Genomic DNA, 18,236 nt, shown 5'->3' with positions numbered 1-18,236 from the left:
ACACTCCTCCATTCCCCTCATAGCATTCCTCACCTCCCACCTACAATATGTGAAAAATCCCCCATTCGACATAATCAGAAAAAATCCCCCAAGAAATTTTCAATTCAAAGAGGATTGGTATGAATTATGTCGAAAGTATATTTTAGCCAACATTCGAATTTATATTTCATAACAAAAATGTAAGATTACTTTTCGGAATATTGGCGCTTTTTATTGGGGGGAGTTTCAATGAAAAAAACTACATCTACACTATTAAGTATGGCGCTCGTCTTTTCTAGTTTTGGAGCTTTAAGCGCTCATGCTGTATCACTGCAAAAGGAAAAGCAATTTAGTCCACAGTTAAAAGCGAATATTGAACAATGGGGAGAAAACAAAATCGCGCAAAATGTTGAAACAAAAACAACAAAAGAAATTTCAGTCATTGTAGAATTGCAACATGCTCCGCTCGCTTCACAAAGTAACATTCAGCATGCTCCGGATTTAAAAAACGGCAATGTGCAATCATACCATGCACAACTAAAAAAGGCACAAGAGGATACAACAAAGAAAATTAAAGAAAAAGCACCAAAAGCAAAGATAAAAGAAACGTATAATACGTTATTTTCTGGATTCTCTATTTCTATCCCAGGAGATCAAGTTGCTACTTTAGCTTCTTTACCTGAAGTAAAGGCAATTTATCCAAACTTAACATATAAGTTACATGAAACAGCAAAAAGCCCTGCGGATTTAGCAACACCAAACGTTGGAGGTCCTACAGTTGGTGCACCTGAAGCTTGGAAATTAAAAGATCCAACTGGTAAACCGCTTGATGGAAAAGGAATGAAAGTCGCTATTATTGATTCTGGCGTAGACTATACACACCCTGACTTACAAGCAAACTATATCGGTGGATATGATACAGTCGATGAGGATAACGATCCGATGGATGGAAATGTCCACGGTACTCATGTAGCTGGAATTGTTGCTAGTAACGGAAAAATAAAGGGGATTGCTCCGAATGCTTCTATACTCGCTTACCGTGTTATGAATGATGGTGGCACCGGCACGACCGATGATATTATTCAAGGTATTGAGCGCGCTATCCAAGATGGTGCAGATGTTTTAAATCTATCTCTCGGTCAAGATTTGAATGTCCCTGATCAACCTGTAACAATGACGTTAGAACGCGCAGCAAAACTTGGTGTTACTGCAGTCGTTTCAAATGGAAATGATGGACCAAAGCCTTGGTCTGTCGATGCTCCTGGTAACGCAAGTAGTGTCATCTCTGTTGGCGCATCTACTGTTTCTATTCCATTCCCAACATTCCAAGTAGCTGGTTCTAATAAATCTTACCAAGGATTACCGTTATCAAAAGCAGATTTCCAAGTAGGAAACGATGCTCAACTTGTCTATGTTGGCTATGGTAATTCAAGCGATTACGCTAAACAAGATGTGAAAGGTAAGTTCGTCCTTGTTTTACAAGGAACTTCGAGCACATTAGTAAAGGCAGAACAAGCAAAACAAGCTGGTGCTCTCGGCGTGCTACTAATTTCTAATGAAAAAGAAATTGATCTTATGCCCGAATATTTTGGACGTGCAGATATAACTCTTCCAGTTATGCAACTATCAAATACAAATGGCGAAGAGTTGAAAAATTCAATTATAAAACGAAAGAAAAATATAAAGATCGGACAACCAAATAAAACCGAACTGATTGGTAACTTCAGTTCAAGAGGACCATCACAAGGAAGTTGGCTCATAAAACCTGATGTTGTTGCACCCGGCGTACAAATTACTAGTACGGTACCAAGAGGCGGCTATGAATCTCACAACGGAACAAGTATGGCTGCGCCACAAGTAGCAGGAGCCGTTGCCTTACTACGTCAAATGCATCCTGATTGGACGACAGAACAATTGAAATCTGCTCTTGCCAACACTGCAAAAACATTAAAGGATGTCAATGAAAATACATATCCTGTCATGGCACAAGGATCAGGTTTAATTAACATTCCAAAAGCAGCTCAAACGGATGCGTTAGTGAAACCGAACAACGTAAGCTTCGGTCTTATTAAACCGAATAGCGGCAAACTGAAACTAACACAAAATATTACGTTAGAAAATCTTTCTAACAAAAAGAAAAACTTTTCAACTCGTATTGAATTATTAGATACAAAAACAAAAATCCAAACTTCTTTCCCTTCTTCTATTAGCATGAAACCGAATAGTAATATTGAAAAACCTTTTACTATTACTGTAGATAGCTCCTTACCACAAGGCGTATATACAGGGAATCTGTATGTAAAAGAGCAAGGGAAAACTGAAGAGATGCGTATTCCATTTACATTTAGCATCGATCCGAAAGAATACAAGCGTATTGATGGCCTTGAAATCGTTAATTCTACTTTCAGTCCAAATAATGACAAAATACTAGATGACAACCTAATCAATTACTATTTAGTTACACCTGTTGAAGATATAGCGTTTCATGCCAATTTAATTACGAAAGACCGTGTGACATATCAAGGCATGGTATATCAAGGTAAAAACGAAACACCAGGTTATAAATCTTTCAAATGGGATGGTACGAAAACTGACGGATCTCCGTTGCCTGATGGCTTATACCAAATCGAAGCTGTTGCTTCTAACTCTGGTGGAGAAACAAAGCAAACAGGAGCTGTATTTGTTGATCGTACTGCACCGAAATTATCATCTGAAGTAGATCAAGAAAACCTCGTAATTAGAGGGAAAGTAGATGATATACTTTTAGATTGGATGGCAGAATCGGGATGGATTGCTCCAGGACATCCAGTAACGATACAATATGAAATTAACGGAAATGGCGTGTGGGAAAGTGCGTTCCTGAACCCTTGGGAGAAAAGCTATGACACTTATTTCGATCGTACTCAATTACAAGAAGGTAAAAATACAATTCACATTGTAGCAACAGATGCAGCTGGAAATACATCTAATTTAAATGTTGATTTAGAAGTGAAATAAAAAATTATTGTTGACAATTTTTTAAATATAGTTTTATAATACAAAACATAGTTTAGTTGAACGAATTATATATCGGCTTTGAAGGAATACTAGTAGCGACTTATATCACTGTCCCAGAGAACTGATGGTTGGTGCGAATCAGTACATATACAAGCGTGAATTACAATTCTGGAGCTTCTTTCCCGTAATGCTTTTTATGCATGAAGAGAAAGACGGATCTTTCCGTTATCGTAAAGTGAGTGGTAAACAATTAGTTGTTTACAAATAGGGTGGTACCGCGATTTTTATCGTCCCTATCGGATTTTCCGATAGGGACTTTTTTGCGTCCATCCTCTTACACAATTTCATATATACGCGTTGAAAGAATCGCAGTAGTATCTTATATCCCTGTTACAGAGAGCTAATGGTCGGTGGAAATTAGCACATATATAAGTATGAATTACAATTCTGGAGCTTCTTTTTCGTAGTGCTTTTATGCATGAAGGAAAAGACGGAATTTTTCCGTTATCATTAATTGAGATGTAAGTATATTTTCACTTACAAATAGGGTGGTACCGCGATTCTTTCGCCCCTATCGGATTTTCCGATAGGGGCTTTTTCTATTTCTCACAGAAACAAATGTTAAATAATTCCGAATCTTATGATAAAATTTTATAAGCGCTTACAAAAAATGAAAGGAGGTGATACAAGCTATACGAAATCGATATTCAATTTTATTGAAAAAAGGGAGGATGTCTAAAAATGACAAAGAAAACAGAAATTCCATCGCATTTAAAACCATTCGTATCCACACAGCATTATGATCAATACAAACCGGTGAATCACGCTGTGTGGCGTTACATTATGAGACAAAATCATAGTTTCTTAAAAGACGTTGCTCATCCAGCCTATGTGAACGGACTACAATCATCTGGTATTAATATAGATGCAATTCCTAAGGTAGAAGAAATGAATGAGTGTTTGGCACCAAGCGGCTGGGGCGCTGTAACGATTGACGGGCTTATTCCTGGCGTAGCCTTCTTCGATTTTCAAGGACACGGATTGCTACCAATCGCAACAGATATTCGCAAAGTAGAAAATATCGAGTACACACCTGCTCCAGATATTGTACACGAAGCAGCAGGACACGCACCTATTTTACTTGACCCTACATATGCAAAATATGTGAAACGATTTGGACAAATTGGTGCAAAAGCTTTCTCTACAAAAGAAGAACATGATGCATTCGAAGCTGTTCGTACATTAACAATTGTAAAAGAAAGCCCTACTTCTACTCCTGATGAAGTTACAGCTGCTGAAAATAATGTAATTGAAAAACAAAAATTAGTTTCTGGTTTATCAGAGGCTGAGCAAATTTCACGCCTTTTCTGGTGGACAGTAGAATATGGGTTAATCGGAAATATAGATGCTCCAAAAATATATGGTGCTGGTCTGCTTTCTTCTGTTGGCGAAAGCAAACATTGCTTAACAGACGCTGTAGAAAAGGTTCCATTCTCTATCGAGGCATGTACAAGTACAACTTATGACGTAACAAAAATGCAACCACAACTATTTGTTTGTAAATCATTTGAAGAATTGACAGAAGCACTTGAGAAATTCTCTGAAACGATGGCCTTTAAAACAGGTGGTAAAGAAGGATTAGAAAAAGCAATTCGCTCTGAAAATCATGCAACTGCTGAATTAAATAGCGGATTACAAATTACAGGTACATTTACCGAGACAATTGAAAACGATGCAGGTGAATTGATTTACATGCGAACGAGTTCGCCAACAGCATTAGCAATTCACAATAAACAACTAGCGAATCATTCTACGGCTGTACACAGTGACGGCTTTGGAACACCAATTGGGTTGCTCACTGAAAATATTGCATTAGAAAATTGTACAGATGAAGAATTACAATCATTAGGAATTACAATCGGAAATAAAGCAGCATTTACTTTTGCAAGTGGTATTCATGTAAAAGGAACAGTAACAGATATTGTAAAAAACGATAAAAAAATTGCGCTTATTTCCTTTATCAATTGCACAGTTACTTATAACGATCGCATTTTATTTGATGATTCATGGGGCGCATTTGATATGGCTGTTGGTTCAACAATTACTTCCGTATTCCCAGGTGCCGCAGATGCTGCAGCATTTTTCCCAATGGATGAAGAAATTCAAGAAATTCCTGCTCCACTTGTACTGAATGAACTTGAACGTATGTATCAAACAGTTCGCGATATCCGAAATGAAGGTATTTTACACGACGCGCATATCGAGCAATTAGTAGCAATTCAAGAGGTATTAAATAAATTCTATGCGAAAGAATGGTTACTTCGTCTTGAAATATTAGAATTGCTTTTAGAGCATAACAAAGGGCACGAAACATCAGCAGCATTATTACAACAACTTTCTACTTTCACAACTGATGAAGCTGTAACACGCCTTATTAACAATGGTCTTACGCTACTTCCAGTAAAGGATGTGAAAAATGATGCTACGATTAACTGAAGAAGAAGTTCAAGAGGAATTATTGAAGTTAGATAAATGGGTAGTAAAAGATGAAAAATGGATTGAACGAAAATATATGTTTTCCGACTACTTAAAAGGAGTCGAATTTGTCTCTGAAGCCGCCAAACTATCAGAAGAACATAATCACCACCCATTTATCCTTATCCAGTATAAAGCAGTCGTTATTACTTTGTCATCTTGGAATGCAAAAGGTTTAACGAAACTCGATTTTGAGCTTGCGAAGCAATTTGATGAACTATTTGTCCAAAATGAAAAAGCAATTATAAGAAAGTAAAAAAGAGAAGCCTTAGGCTTCTCTTTTTATTTTGAAATGGATACAATGTCCAAATGGATCCTCTACTTGTAATATTCCATCCTTGTACGTAGCAATCTTGCCAATATTTTTTAAGCTTTCACATACTTGCTCTTTTTGTTTTTCATCTGCTAATACAATTGTGAAATATTTCAAGCCAACGGAATTTGACATTTGCGGTAGTATTCCTTCACCTTGCCACGTATTTAAACCGATATGGTGATGGTAACCACCTGCCGATACAAAGAGCGCCCCATTACGAGCTGGGATCGTTATTTCAAAACCAAGACCATCCACATAGAAACGTTTCGCTTCTTCCAAATCAGCTACATGGAAATGAATATGTCCCATCACAGTACCAGCTGGAAATCCATTCCATGTACTTCCTTGCTGCAATAATTCTTCACCAGCTAACGGGTTACTAACAAATGGTAGCTCTCCATTCTCATCACGCCAAACTTCTTTTTGGCGATCATGATAAATTTCAATCCCGTTTCCATCTGGATCAGCTAAATAAAGGGCCTCACTAAAGTAATGGTCAGCTCCGCCGTGCAGTGGATATACCATTTCTACAAGATGACGAAGGATATTCGCTAAATCCTGTCTGCTTGGTAATAAAATTGCGTAATGATATAAACCCGTTCTCCCTCTTTGCTTTGGTAAGGCTTCTTTCTTTTCTTCAATGATAAGGAGTGGTTCGTTATTTTCATTCCCAAATGTAACGACCATTTCATCTTGTTTTAGTACTTTCATACTTAGTACTTCTGTATAAAACTCTAGTGATTTCTTTATATTTGATACATATAAATGAACAACATCAAGTGTTGTATCGGGATGAAGTCGAAAACTCATCTTGTTAGCCTCCCATTTAAATTAGTTCTTCTTTGACATTTTCTCTTTTAAGAAATTATCTACAAAACCATCCGCTTTCGCAACAAATAAGTAAGCACCCATCGCTAACAATGCAAGCTCTAATTCGAAGCCAGGATTTTTTCCATCTCCTAATAAACCAGCTGACCATTTTACTTTTACAATTGCTCCAACCATAACTAGTGCAAATAATAATCCAATATATCTTACACCTAAACCTAGAATTAATAATAGACCGCCAACTAATTCAACTGTTGCTACACCGTATGCAAGTCCTCCTGGTAAACCAATGCTTGTGAACCACCCTGCAATATTGTCAATCCCTGATTGGAATTTTGTTAAACCGTGCATAAAGAACGTTACCCCTAACACGATACGAATAATTAAGTTACCAATATGTTGATTCATTTCTTTCTCTCCTTTATAGTTTTCTTATACAAAACTTTTATTTACATTACAAAACATACACTAATTTTTTTTATTCGTCAATTCATTTTCACTGGGAAAAAATATATTTTTTTTGCTATGATACAAATAGTTGTTTACAAAAAGGAGCTTGATTTTATGAATATTGGTTCTGCAATACGTGAAATTCGTCAACGTAGAGGCATAACAATCGCGCAAATTTGTGAGGGAACAGGTCTTTCTAAAGGATTTATGAGTCAGGTTGAAAATAATAAAACATCACCATCTATCTCAACTTTAGAAACAATCTCCAATTTTTTAAACGTTCCTCTTCCCTATTTATTGTTAGAACAAAAAGATCGATTGAAAGTTGTCAAAAAGGTAGAGCGTAAATACAGTGTATACGGAAAAGATGAACAAAGAATTGAACATGTTGCAGAGCAAGGTGGCCTTCGCCTAAATCTCGTAGAAATTCCTGCTGGGTTTCCGAAAGAAAACACACCAAATGCCCATGAGGGGGAAGAATGTCACCTTGTATTACGGGGAAAACTAGAAGTTCAACATGGAGAAGATATTGCAATTGTAGAAGAAGGGGATTCTTTTTCCTGGAATGCATGTGTTCCTCATATCGTTCGTAATATAGGAGAAGAAACTGCATTATTACTCATCTCTAGTTATGCAGAAAATCGAAAACGTGTTTATTAAATAAAAAAGAAGCCTGTAAATCAGGCTTCTTTTTTATCCCCTTATAACTCCATAGCTTGTCCCAACTAGTACAGTCTTTTCATGCTGATTGCGATAAACTGACTCGATTGAAACCTTTTTGTATCCCTCCATCTGTTCAATATTTGTTAAAGTTAATTCACAAGTGATCGTATCTCCAGTAAAAACTGGTCTAATAAACTCACTTACTAATTCTCTTGCTATGTAATGTAATTCTTCTCCTACTTTCGTTCCAATACTAGCAGTCAATAAACCATGAACCATTAAACGTCCATTTTCATCATATTCCATATGATGCCTACCTTTATCTCCTGTAATATTTGCAAATTCAAAAACCTCTTCCTCAGTAAATCTTCTTTCGTATTTAAATACATCCCCAACTTTTATACTCATTTTTATCCCCCTAATAATAAACAGAATTTTCTTTCATTTTACCATAAAATACGTCTCAATTTATTTTCTATTATAAAAAGAATGAAAAATACTTATAACTGTACTGTTTGCTCTTTTACCGGTGCCCATCTCTTTTTGCAACTTGGTATCCATAATATGCACATGTTCCATTTCTTGATAACTCTCTTACCTCAAAACCACAACTCCTATAAAAATCAAAATTACTCGCAGATGTGTGCGCAAACCAGTCTCCATGTGGCAGTTTTTGCAAACAAAGGGCGACAAGTTTCTTACCTAATCCCTTCCCTCTATATTCACACTTCACAACTAAATTTACTATGTTCGCGACCATGATTCCATCAGAAATGACTCTAACCATAGCAATCATTTCTTCTTCGTCCCAAATTGTGAATGCCCATGTTGAATTTTCAAATGCTATCGTGAATTTTTCAATTTGCCAAGAAGGGATATTATCATGGCTCCAACCGGCATCTTCGAACAAAGCTTTAATTGCATATGCTGGTACACCATTCGTTCCCTCACGAATAATAAGTCCATTATGGTAAATATACATGTAATCCCCCCTTTATTTTTATATACCATTCTTCAAAAGATGCAATTTACCTTTTTTCATCCAACGCGCTTAATGGAGTAAACGAGAACATCCATCCCATGAAATGAAGTTGTTTTCTCATAACTAAGCCCTGTTTTTCTGGCAACAAAGATTGAGGCGGGATGATTTGGGTTAATAAGAGAAATTAATTTATTTATTCGTAGCGCTTGGAATCCGTAGTCTCGAAATGCTGCCGCTGCTTCTTTCGCATATCCTTTTCCCCAATACTGAGGTAGTAACCAATAACCAATTTCAATTTCCTCTTTTCCATCTATCTGCTGCTTTACTAATCCTGCATGACCAATTCGTATCCCTGTTTCCTTTTCAATCAATACAAATAAACCGAGACCGTTTTTATAGTTAGGAATCACCCACTCCTCCAAACTTTTTTTACATTGCATATATGTTTTTAACGTCCCATTTCCAATATAGCGCATTACCTTCTCATTTCCCCATAGCGAAGCATAGAACTGTAAATCATCCATTGTATATTTACGAATTTGTAAACGATCTGTATGAAACATTTTTTTCTCCTTCCCACTAATTTGTACTTAACTACACGATCATGTTTTGTATATATACTAAATGTTACTATCTATTATAAATGAACCAACATCTAAATACAGAATATTCAATCTCGAAATAATTAAAAAAGGCAGTAGACAAATATTGTCTACTGCATCCATATCATAACTAGCATAAAGAAAACTACAGTTGAGGGGGGTGTAGGATTTTCAAATACACTAGATACTTATCCCGTTCTAACGGGCGGTAAACTTTCCAATTATATGAAAGTGAAAAGTTTACCGCACATAAGAACTTTTGCGGTCATTAAGAAAGCAACGTTAAGTAGTCAAATACACGCTGTGCTTTTTCTCCACCCATTCGTGCATGTTGAAGAAGAGAAATACCATGTGGACCAGATGCACGTAATGCTTCTGGCTGTGCTACTAAAATAGCTTGTACAACTTCTAATTCCCCAAGCATGGCGGCCGCGAAAATATCCATTCGAGCACCCTTTTCTAGTAAATAGAGAGCAATATCTTTACGACCTACATGCGCCGCTGCTCCTAACGCACTTTCCCAATCTGATCCGCCCCAATTGTAAGAGGCATGAAGTAAGCTTGGCGATTCCGCCAACAATTCTTGTATTTTTTCTAAATCTCCGTGAGCTGCCATAACAAATTCCCTTACTAACTCAGTGGTAATACATTCTTCTGTTCGCATCTTGCTCCTCCTTTTTTAGAAATTCGTTTCGGTGTAAAAAATGGCTTATCGCTTCCTTGAAAAATATCTACATCTATGCCAAATACATGTTGAAACATTTCATGACATAACACTTCTTCTGGTATACCGTCATACTGAAGCTTCCCTCGCTTTAATACGAGTAAACGATCACTATATTGAGCCGCTTGGTTAATATCATGTAAAACCATTATAATTGTCATGCCAAATTCCTCGTTTAATCGTTTCACAAGTTCCATTACTTCCAACTGATGAACGATATCTAAAAAAGTTGTTGGCTCATCCAATAATAAGACATTCGTACGTTGTGCTAGCGTCATTGCAATCCAAGCACGTTGTCTTTCTCCTCCTGATAAAGATTGTAAAAGACGATATTCATACCCTTCAAGATTTGTAACAGACAATGTCCAATCAACAATTTCTTCATCTTCTTTATTTAAACGACCTCTCCATGATTTATGAGGGCCTCTTCCAAATTCGATTAATTCTTTCACTGTTAAATCTAATTGATGATCATGCATTTGTGGTAACATCGCTAATTGCTTCGCTACATCAGCACTTTTCATCGTATGAATACTTTTTCCATCTAAAACGATATCCCCTTCGCTTTGTTTAAGTAGTCTTGCCATTAAACGAAGCAAAGTAGATTTCCCCGATCCATTCGGTCCAATTAAACTAACGACCTCTCCAGCTTTAATATGTACATTCATATTTTGCATTTGAAATCTTTCAGAATGTGCGTAAAACACTTTGTTAACGGAAATCACTTCGTTTTCCTCCTCTATGAATTAAATATAAGAAGAACGGACCGCCTAAGAAGGATAATAAAATACCAACAGGCAATTCAATTGGATCAAACCAACTTCGAGCTATCGCATCCGCGAAAACAAGTAATATTCCTCCGCCAAGGCATGATAATGGCAGTAAATATTTATAGTCATTTCCAACTAATAAACGTAACATATGTGGTACGACAAGGCCGACAAATCCAATAAGACCAGAAACACTAACCGCAATTCCAGCTAATAACGTACTTACTACTATTAAATAAAACCGGCTTCTCTCCACGTTATGACCTAATAATTTCGCCATTTCATCTCCAAGCATTAATACTCGAATATGCTTGATACCAAAGAAGGCCAATATAATAGCGAATATTGCATAATAAATAATCATGTTTAAATGTGCCCAACTTACCCCACCAATGCCACCTGCTAACCAAGGTAACACTGATTGTACTTTGTCACTGTGTAATAACATTAACGCCGACGTCGCTGCACCAATTAATGCATTAATTGATACACCTACTAAGACAATTCTTGAAGGTGGTGCCCCTTTTTGCCATGATAAAGCATAAATGACCATCGCCGTTATGAAAGCTCCTGAAAACGCCCCGAGCGGTAAAAAAGCCATATGCTGAGGGAATAAAATCATAATTACAATTGCTACAAGGCCTGCTCCAGATGAAACTCCAATAATACCAGGATCTGCAAGAGGATTTCTCATAACGCCTTGTAGTAATGCACCAGATGCAGCTAAACATGTCCCTACTATAAACCCAATGAGCACTCTTGGTATACGAAGGTCCCATACAATTCGATGAACTGTCGAACCCTCATCTTGTATCCCTGTTAGAATATCTCGTAAAGAAAAGGATAAGCTTCCTGCGAAAAGGCCGTAAAAAAGACCTAAGATCGTTAATACAACTAAACTAACTGCTATGATCCATCTTTTTTTCGCAAAAGGATGTTCCTTTTCCCTTACTACTTCACTACTTTCCATACTTATCATTTCCTTACATCTTGTATACTTTTATACATAAAGTCCATCGCTTCTGTAACTTTTGTTCCAGGATTAGATCCAAATAAATCAGGTGGCAAAATAACTACACGATTTTGTCTTACTGCATCTAAATTTTTCCACGCTTCATTTTTCATCATTTCGCCTTCAAATGCTTTTTTAACGCTATTTGGATCTCCATGTGTAATTAAATAAATCACATCTGGATTTGCCTCAATAATACGTTCTACGCTGAGCTGTGCATATTGCGGATATTCCTTCATTTCTGGAAAATCAGCTGCAATATTTTTCATGCCTGTCTTTTCTAAAATATCACCTGATAAAGATGTTGGTAATGCTGCTAAATATGTACCTGGTGCTCCATACACTAGCAATGCTTTCACACCGCTCTTTTTCTCATATTTCTTTATTTGATCATTAATTTTTTGGTTAAGTTCTTTTGCTTTATCTTCTTTCTTCATTATCGTTCCATATAACTCAATATTCTTTTGAATATCTTGTACAGAATTCGCAGAAGAAATCATTACTTTCGTTCCTTGTCTTTCAACCGTTGGAACGTTCTTTTGGAATCCATTGTTAGCAATAAGTACATCAGGCTTTACACTAGCAATTTGCTCAAAATTCGGCTGATGTGCGTTCCCGATTACTTGTATTTTCTTTACATCCTCTGGAAGAGTTATTTTTGCATCTGGACGACCTACTATTTTTCCGCCTAGAGCATGAATAATATTCATGTCTCCCATACTCAACGTAGCAAAACTTTCTGGCGTCTTATCGAATGTTACCTTCCTTCCTGACAGATCCGTAACTTCGATTTTCTCTTTTCCTTTTTCCGTTTTTGTTGCCGATGCTTTTTCGTCTCCTTTTGCACTGCAACCTATTAATAAGAAAAAAATTGATAAAATCGCTGTGAATAGCGTAATAGATTTTTTCATCCTTTCACCTCTAACTGATAATGATAATCATTAACTACTATTCTACTTTAATTGATAAGGATTATCATTGTCAATATGAAACGCATACATTTTCTAGAAAAAACAAAAAGCGTTACAAAAAAGATTCCTTCTTTTTGTAACGCTCTATTTATCAATATTATTCACATTCGTTTCCTTCTAACTCGTCTCGCATCACTTTCACACGCTGAAAGAAAAAGAAGGATAAACCTAAAAATATAACGATGCTCCCCATCATAACAAAAGGTTGTAATGCTTCTTTTGCTCCATTCGGAATCAATAAGCCAACCATTAACAATGTACTTACAGCGAGAAGGATTTGTCCGAACCGAGTATAATCTTCTATTTTTTCTTGTAATTCTTTCATTATATTCTCACTCCTCCATTTCACTGTATCATATTCTATTAAACTTAAAGACAAGTAAATACAGCCATTCTGGGAGATGTTTTCCAAAAGAAAAAGAGCCGCTTTATTGCGACTCTTTCATAACCATTACTCACCTTTATATGCTTCCATATAAATTTCTTTCAGCTCTGAAATAAGAGGTAATTTTGGATTAGCTGTTGTACATTGATCTTCAAAAGCTCTTTCTGCTAATAATCCAACAACCTCTTCAAATTGATCTTTAGCAACTCCTTGTCCTGCAATACTCATATTTATATTCAAACTTTTTCCAAGCTCAATAATTGCTGTAACGAGTGATTCCACACCTTCTGCCGCCGAACTTGCTGGAAGCCCGAGCATTCTCGCAATATGTGCATAACGTTCATCAGCTACAAAGTGCTCATATTTTGGAAACAATGCGTGTTTTCTTGGCTTAATAGCATTATAGCGAACTACGTGCGGCATAAGAATTGCATTCGCACGCCCATGCGGAATATGGAATTCCGGCCCAATCTTATGTGCTAAACTGTGATTAATACCTAGAAACGCGTTTGCAAATGCCATCCCTGCGATTGCAGAAGCATTATGCATTTTTTCTCGTGCTTCTTCATCATTTCCATCTTTAAATGCTCTTGGTAAATATTTAAATACGAGATCAATGGCCTTTAATGCTAATCCATCTGTATAGTCATTTGCCAGAACAGACACATACGCCTCTATTGCATGCGTTAATACGTCCATCCCAGTGTCCGCTGTTACATGTGGCGGTACTGTCATTACAAATTGTGGATCTACAATTGCTACATCTGGCGTTAATTCATAATCTGCAAGTGGATACTTTATATTATTTTCCTTATCTGTAATAACCGCAAATGGTGTCACTTCTGATCCTGTTCCTGATGTTGTTGGAATGGCAACAAACTGCGCCTTACTTCCTAATTCCGGATATTTACATGTACGTTTTCTTATATCTAAAAACTTTTGTTTAATTCCATAGAATGTTGTTTCTGGGTACTCATAGAAAAGCCACATCCCTTTCGCTGCATCCATAGCTGAACCACCACCAAGTGCGATAATGACATCCGGCTTAAAACTTCTCATCATTTCCGCACCTTTAAACACAGTTTCATCTGATGGATCTGGCTCGACCTCAAAGAAAACTTCAACTTTCACATCATTTGCATGTTTACGTAAATAGTGCGCGACTGTATCTACATATCCGTGCTCAACCATTCCCGGATCCGTTACAATAAATGCACGTGAAATGTTAGGCATACTTGCTAAATATGCTGTCGCATGTTTTTCAAAATAAATTTTTGGTGGTAACTTGAACCACTGCATATTCTTTTTTCTATTTGCCAACCTTTTTATATTTAATAAATGCGTCGCTGTTACGTTTTGAGAAACTGAGTTTTTCCCATACGAGCCACATCCAAGCGTAAGTGATGGAATAAACCCATTATATATGTCACCGATCCCTCCTTGTGATGAAGGGGCATTTACAATGAGGCGGCAAGCTTTCATGCGTAATCCAAATTGCTTTTGCACTTCTTTATTTACAGAATGAATGACTGCTGAATGCCCTAAACCACCGAGGCTTAACATTTCTTCGCAATATGTAAATCCTTCTTCTAATGAATTTGCTTTTACACAAGCTAATACTGGACTTAACTTCTCACGAGATAGTGGATATGCTGCTCCGATACCTTGTATTTCAGCTACAAGCATTTTTGTATTTTTAGGTACAGTAATTCCAACTAATTCGGCAATATACTGTGCTGATTTCCCTACAATATTACTATTTACTGCACATGTATTTTCATTAATAACAAGCTTTTCTAATTTTCTTCTCTCTTCCTCAGTTACAAAGTAACAATCATTTGCAATCATTTCTGTTTTCACATCATCATAAATTTCCTTGTCTACAATGATTGCTTGTTCTGATGCACAAATCATACCGTTATCAAAAGTTTTTGATAAAATCAAATCATTAACCGCTCGTTTTATATGCGCTGATTTCTCTATATAACATGGTACATTACCAGGACCTACACCTAGCGCTGGTTTTCCAGTAGAATAAGCTGATTTCACCATACCTGCTCCTCCAGTTGCCAAAACAAGCGCAACACCTTCATGGTTCATTAATTGTTTCGTTGCTTCGACTGAAGGTTTTTCAATCCACTGAATACAATGTTTTGGTGCCCCCGCCTTCACCGCTGCATCGTATACTGTTTTCGCGGCTGCAATAGAACAGTTTTGTGCGGAAGGATGAAATGCGAAAATAATTGGATTTCTCGTTTTTATCGCGATTAATGCTTTAAACATTGTTGTCGATGTCGGATTCGTTACCGGCGTTACCCCAGCTACTACACCGACAGGTTCCGCAATTTCTATTATTTCTTCATGAGGATCTTCGTGAATAATCCCTACTGTTTTATCTTTCTTTATGCTATGCCAAATATATTCAGTAGCAAAAATATTTTTAATGCATTTATCTTCATATACACCACGCCCTGTTTCTTCAACAGCCAACTTTGCAAGTGGCATATGTTGATCAACACCTGCTAATGCCATTTCATGAACAATGTTGTCAATTTGCTCTTGTGTAAAACTTTCTAATGCTTGTAAAGCCTTTCGACCGTTATTCACTAACGTATCAATCATCTCTTTTACTTCCTGCATTTCATTTACAACTTTCTCTTTGACTACCATGTAAATTCCTCCTATTCTGCTATCTTGGACTAAATAAGACCCTATAGGTCACAATAAGTCCCGATTAGCGTAAAAAAAATAGAGTTGCTTTCCTACATGAACTTCATTGTTTGTGAAACATTTCACATGATTGTTCGTGAGTAACACTTCATGAATTCAATATACATGAAATCATTTCATTTGTGTATGTCTATTTTGTGAAATATTTCACAAAATGATGTGATAAAAATGCACTGCCTATATTAGCAGTGCATTTTTACTATGCTAACGCTTGTGCTAAATCTTCAATTAAATCTTCTCCGTCTTCAATACCGACAGAAATTCGAATTAATGTATCTGTAATTCCTAATTCTTTGCGGCGATCTGCCGGGATGGATGCATGTGTCATTTGAGATGGGATAGAAATTAAACTTTCTACTGCTCCTAAACTTTCAGCCAATGTAAAGTATTGTAATTTCTCAAGTACTTTATTTAATGTTTCTTCGCTATCTACATCAAATGAGATAATCGCACCAAATCCATTTGCTTGTTCTGTTGCTAATTCGTGGTTTTGATGTGATGCAAGACCTGGGTAATATACTTTATTTACTTTTGGATGATTATTTAAGAACTCAGCAATAGCGCGTGAATTCGTTTCATGCTCTTCCATTCGAATTCCTAATGTTTTTAAACCACGAAGTAGTAAGAAGCTATCTTGTGGGCCAAGAATGCCTCCTGTTGAGTTTTGTACAAAGTGAAGGTCTTCTGCTAATTGTGGGCTATTTACAACTACTAAACCTGCAACTACGTCACTATGACCTCCTAAATATTTCGTTGCACTATGAAGTACAATGTCTGCTCCTAAAGAAATCGGCGACTGCCAATATGGCGTCATGAATGTGTTATCAATAATTGTTAATAAATCTTTCTCTTTAGCAAGAGTAGATATTTTTTTAATATCAGTAATTTTTAGTAGTGGGTTCGTTGGTGTTTCTACATAAATTGCTTTCGTATTTGGACGAATCGCTTCTTCAACTTCTTCTAGATTTGTTGTATCTACAAATGTATGCTCAATACCGAAGCGATTTAATACTTTCGTAATCACGCGATACGTTCCGCCATACACATCATCTGTTAAAATAACGTGGTCACCTTTTGAAAACAACATAATTGTCGCTGTAATAGCAGCCATTCCTGAACCAAATGCAAATCCAGCATGACCATTTTCTAATACAGCAATCATTTCTTCTAAAGCAGCACGTGTTGGGTTGCCTGTACGTGAATATTCATATCCTTGATGCTTACCAACTGCTTCTTGTTTGTACGTACTTGTTTGATAAATCGGTACGTTTACAGATCCAGTTGAAGGTTCTCCTATGCGAATACCATGAATTAACTTTGTCTTTGCTCTCATTTTTTATTCCCATCCTTTGTATATGTCTTTACTTAAATAGCGCTCACTACTATCAGGAAAAATCGTTACAATATTTGTACCTGGCGCCGCTTTCTCTGCTTCAAGTAAGCTTGCATGAAATGCTGCTCCTGAAGAGCTTCCAACGAGAAGACCTTCCTTCTGCGCTAATTCTTTCACTCGTAAAAATGCATTTCGATCAGAAATTGTATGAATTTCATCAAAATAAGATGTTTTCAAAAATGGCGGGATGAATTCAAGGCCAATCCCTTCTGTTTCATGCGAGCCAGCTTTACCACCATTTAAAATAGATCCTTCTGGTTCCACAATAACCGTTTTTATATCTACATTTTTTTCTTTTAAATAAGATGCAGTCCCCATGAATGTACCACCAGTTCCTGCTCCTGCAACAAATATATTAATCTCTCCGTTAAGTGCCGACCAAAGTTCAGGACCTAGTGTTTTGAAATAAGCACGAGGATTTGCTTCATTCGCAAACTGACTTGGAGAGTATGAATTCGGTATGTCATTTACTAACTCTTTCGCTTTTGCTATTGCGCCGGTCATTCCTTGCTCAGTCGGTGTATGCACGACTGTTGCACCTAGTGCTTTCATTAATTCTTGTTTTTCAATACTAAATTTCTCTGGTACACAAACAATAACGCGCAAATCATGTTGTAACGCTGCAAGTGCCAGTCCAATACCAGTATTTCCAGCAGTCGGTTCAATAATTGTTCCGCCCTGGGTAACAAGCCCTTTTTCGAGCGCATCTTCGATTAATTCTCTTCCTAAACGATCCTTAACGCTTCCACCTGGGTTATAAAATTCAAGCTTCGCAAATAAACGGACCCCTTCTGGAAGTGAAAAACGAGTAATTTCTACAATTGGTGTATGACCAATTAACTCATGAACTCCACGATATACATTCATCGTGTTCTCCCCCTTATTTGCCAATAAAGAAA

The 18,236-nt window shown here is 36.8% G+C and carries 17 protein-coding genes and 2 other annotated features; of the genes, 4 read left to right on the top strand and 13 right to left on the bottom strand.

Features of this window, described 5'->3' with window-relative positions; translation table 11 throughout:
* The first annotated feature begins 228 nt into the window (after positions 1 to 228).
* The 3 genes from DN390_RS05020 to DN390_RS05010 all read left to right on the top strand — a co-directional run bounded on the left by DN390_RS05020 (position 229) and on the right by DN390_RS05010 (position 5,767).
* On the top strand, positions 229 to 2,976 hold the full coding sequence (locus tag DN390_RS05020; RefSeq protein ID WP_147806733.1) for a S8 family serine peptidase: 2,748 nt from the start codon (positions 229 to 231) through the stop codon (positions 2,974 to 2,976).
* Between the two features lie 69 nt (positions 2,977 to 3,045).
* Positions 3,046 to 3,274, top strand: a binding site (T-box leader).
* 50 nt (positions 3,275 to 3,324) lie between these two features.
* Positions 3,325 to 3,552 (top strand) — a binding site (T-box leader).
* Positions 3,553 to 3,717: 165 nt separating this feature from the next.
* Positions 3,718 to 5,472 carry an aromatic amino acid hydroxylase gene (locus tag DN390_RS05015; protein ID WP_147806732.1) on the top strand — a complete coding sequence of 585 codons (1,755 nt, stop codon included), beginning with the start codon at positions 3,718 to 3,720 and terminating at the stop codon, positions 5,470 to 5,472.
* Entirely contained in the window at positions 5,453 to 5,767 is a 315-nt protein-coding gene (locus DN390_RS05010; RefSeq protein WP_147806731.1) for a 4a-hydroxytetrahydrobiopterin dehydratase, read from the top strand. The genes DN390_RS05015 and DN390_RS05010 overlap by 20 nt, the downstream gene beginning before the upstream one ends.
* A 12-nt stretch (positions 5,768 to 5,779) precedes the next feature.
* Here DN390_RS05010 and DN390_RS05005 read toward each other — a convergent pair whose 3' ends face one another.
* Both DN390_RS05005 and DN390_RS05000 read right to left on the bottom strand, forming a co-directional pair.
* Complete coding sequence (locus DN390_RS05005; protein ID WP_147806730.1) at positions 5,780 to 6,637, bottom strand: VOC family protein; 858 nt, start codon at positions 6,635 to 6,637, stop codon at positions 5,780 to 5,782.
* 21 nt (positions 6,638 to 6,658) lie between these two features.
* Positions 6,659 to 7,063 carry a DoxX family protein gene (locus tag DN390_RS05000; protein ID WP_001071557.1) on the bottom strand — a complete coding sequence of 135 codons (405 nt, stop codon included), beginning with the start codon at positions 7,061 to 7,063 and terminating at the stop codon, positions 6,659 to 6,661.
* 156 nt (positions 7,064 to 7,219) lie between these two features.
* Between DN390_RS05000 and DN390_RS04995 the strand changes: the two genes are divergently transcribed.
* Positions 7,220 to 7,765 (top strand): helix-turn-helix domain-containing protein, encoded by a 546-nt coding sequence (locus DN390_RS04995; protein ID WP_001020701.1) that lies wholly within the window; start codon positions 7,220 to 7,222, stop codon positions 7,763 to 7,765.
* A 33-nt stretch (positions 7,766 to 7,798) separates the two neighbouring features.
* On the opposite strand, the gene DN390_RS04990 is transcribed toward DN390_RS04995, so the two are convergent.
* From DN390_RS04990 to DN390_RS04935, 11 genes are all read right to left on the bottom strand, one after another.
* Complete coding sequence (locus DN390_RS04990) at positions 7,799 to 8,176, bottom strand: hotdog family protein (RefSeq protein ID WP_000025009.1); 378 nt, start codon at positions 8,174 to 8,176, stop codon at positions 7,799 to 7,801.
* Between the two features lie 115 nt (positions 8,177 to 8,291).
* A complete protein-coding gene (locus DN390_RS04985; protein WP_098265836.1) occupies positions 8,292 to 8,750 on the bottom strand; it encodes a GNAT family N-acetyltransferase in 459 nt (152 codons plus the stop codon).
* A gap of 56 nt (positions 8,751 to 8,806) precedes the next feature.
* The gene (locus DN390_RS04980) at positions 8,807 to 9,313 is read right to left on the bottom strand and encodes a GNAT family N-acetyltransferase (RefSeq protein ID WP_098265835.1); all 507 of its coding nucleotides are present in this window, start codon (positions 9,311 to 9,313) and stop codon (positions 8,807 to 8,809) included.
* Positions 9,314 to 9,620: 307 nt separating this feature from the next.
* Positions 9,621 to 10,016 (bottom strand): ankyrin repeat domain-containing protein, encoded by a 396-nt coding sequence (locus DN390_RS04975; protein ID WP_147806729.1) that lies wholly within the window; start codon positions 10,014 to 10,016, stop codon positions 9,621 to 9,623.
* Positions 9,983 to 10,801 carry an ABC transporter ATP-binding protein gene (locus DN390_RS04970; RefSeq protein WP_147806728.1) on the bottom strand — a complete coding sequence of 273 codons (819 nt, stop codon included), beginning with the start codon at positions 10,799 to 10,801 and terminating at the stop codon, positions 9,983 to 9,985. The genes DN390_RS04975 and DN390_RS04970 overlap by 34 nt, the downstream gene beginning before the upstream one ends.
* The gene (locus DN390_RS04965; RefSeq protein ID WP_147806727.1) at positions 10,788 to 11,816 is read right to left on the bottom strand and encodes a FecCD family ABC transporter permease; all 1,029 of its coding nucleotides are present in this window, start codon (positions 11,814 to 11,816) and stop codon (positions 10,788 to 10,790) included. The genes DN390_RS04970 and DN390_RS04965 overlap by 14 nt, the downstream gene beginning before the upstream one ends.
* 5 nt (positions 11,817 to 11,821) lie before the next feature.
* Positions 11,822 to 12,769 (bottom strand): ABC transporter substrate-binding protein, encoded by a 948-nt coding sequence (locus DN390_RS04960; RefSeq protein WP_147806726.1) that lies wholly within the window; start codon positions 12,767 to 12,769, stop codon positions 11,822 to 11,824.
* Between the two features lie 157 nt (positions 12,770 to 12,926).
* Positions 12,927 to 13,154 (bottom strand): YrhC family protein, encoded by a 228-nt coding sequence (locus DN390_RS04950; protein ID WP_060632345.1) that lies wholly within the window; start codon positions 13,152 to 13,154, stop codon positions 12,927 to 12,929.
* A gap of 126 nt (positions 13,155 to 13,280) precedes the next feature.
* Complete coding sequence (gene adhE, locus DN390_RS04945; RefSeq protein ID WP_147806725.1) at positions 13,281 to 15,884, bottom strand: bifunctional acetaldehyde-CoA/alcohol dehydrogenase; 2,604 nt, start codon at positions 15,882 to 15,884, stop codon at positions 13,281 to 13,283.
* Positions 15,885 to 16,143: 259 nt separating this feature from the next.
* On the bottom strand, positions 16,144 to 17,277 hold the full coding sequence (locus DN390_RS04940) for a bifunctional cystathionine gamma-lyase/homocysteine desulfhydrase (RefSeq protein ID WP_147806724.1): 1,134 nt from the start codon (positions 17,275 to 17,277) through the stop codon (positions 16,144 to 16,146).
* Positions 17,278 to 17,280: 3 nt separating this feature from the next.
* Entirely contained in the window at positions 17,281 to 18,204 is a 924-nt protein-coding gene (locus DN390_RS04935; protein WP_029439984.1) for an O-acetylserine dependent cystathionine beta-synthase, read from the bottom strand.
* Positions 18,205 to 18,236: the final 32 nt, after the last annotated feature.

Source organism: Bacillus sp. SH7-1 (genome assembly GCF_008042405.1).
In the GTDB taxonomy this organism is placed as follows: domain Bacteria; phylum Bacillota; class Bacilli; order Bacillales; family Bacillaceae_G; genus Bacillus_A; species Bacillus_A thuringiensis_N.
This window is presented reverse-complemented; position numbering and strand designations above follow the sequence as displayed.

Coding starts and splice junctions, on each gene's coding strand:
- DN390_RS05020 (WP_147806733.1), top strand. CDS start 229: ATGAAAAAAACTACATCTACACTATTAAGTATGGCGCTCGTCTTTTCT.
- DN390_RS05015 (WP_147806732.1), top strand. CDS start 3,718: ATGACAAAGAAAACAGAAATTCCATCGCATTTAAAACCATTCGTATCC.
- DN390_RS05010 (WP_147806731.1), top strand. CDS start 5,453: ATGATGCTACGATTAACTGAAGAAGAAGTTCAAGAGGAATTATTGAAG.
- DN390_RS05005 (WP_147806730.1), bottom strand. CDS start 6,637: ATGAGTTTTCGACTTCATCCCGATACAACACTTGATGTTGTTCATTTA.
- DN390_RS05000 (WP_001071557.1), bottom strand. CDS start 7,063: ATGAATCAACATATTGGTAACTTAATTATTCGTATCGTGTTAGGGGTA.
- DN390_RS04995 (WP_001020701.1), top strand. CDS start 7,220: ATGAATATTGGTTCTGCAATACGTGAAATTCGTCAACGTAGAGGCATA.
- DN390_RS04990 (WP_000025009.1), bottom strand. CDS start 8,176: ATGAGTATAAAAGTTGGGGATGTATTTAAATACGAAAGAAGATTTACT.
- DN390_RS04985 (WP_098265836.1), bottom strand. CDS start 8,750: ATGTATATTTACCATAATGGACTTATTATTCGTGAGGGAACGAATGGT.
- DN390_RS04980 (WP_098265835.1), bottom strand. CDS start 9,313: ATGTTTCATACAGATCGTTTACAAATTCGTAAATATACAATGGATGAT.
- DN390_RS04975 (WP_147806729.1), bottom strand. CDS start 10,016: ATGCGAACAGAAGAATGTATTACCACTGAGTTAGTAAGGGAATTTGTT.
- DN390_RS04965 (WP_147806727.1), bottom strand. CDS start 11,816: ATGGAAAGTAGTGAAGTAGTAAGGGAAAAGGAACATCCTTTTGCGAAA.
- DN390_RS04960 (WP_147806726.1), bottom strand. CDS start 12,769: ATGAAAAAATCTATTACGCTATTCACAGCGATTTTATCAATTTTTTTC.
- DN390_RS04950 (WP_060632345.1), bottom strand. CDS start 13,154: ATGAAAGAATTACAAGAAAAAATAGAAGATTATACTCGGTTCGGACAA.
- adhE (WP_147806725.1), bottom strand. CDS start 15,884: ATGGTAGTCAAAGAGAAAGTTGTAAATGAAATGCAGGAAGTAAAAGAG.
- DN390_RS04940 (WP_147806724.1), bottom strand. CDS start 17,277: ATGAGAGCAAAGACAAAGTTAATTCATGGTATTCGCATAGGAGAACCT.
- DN390_RS04935 (WP_029439984.1), bottom strand. CDS start 18,204: ATGAATGTATATCGTGGAGTTCATGAGTTAATTGGTCATACACCAATT.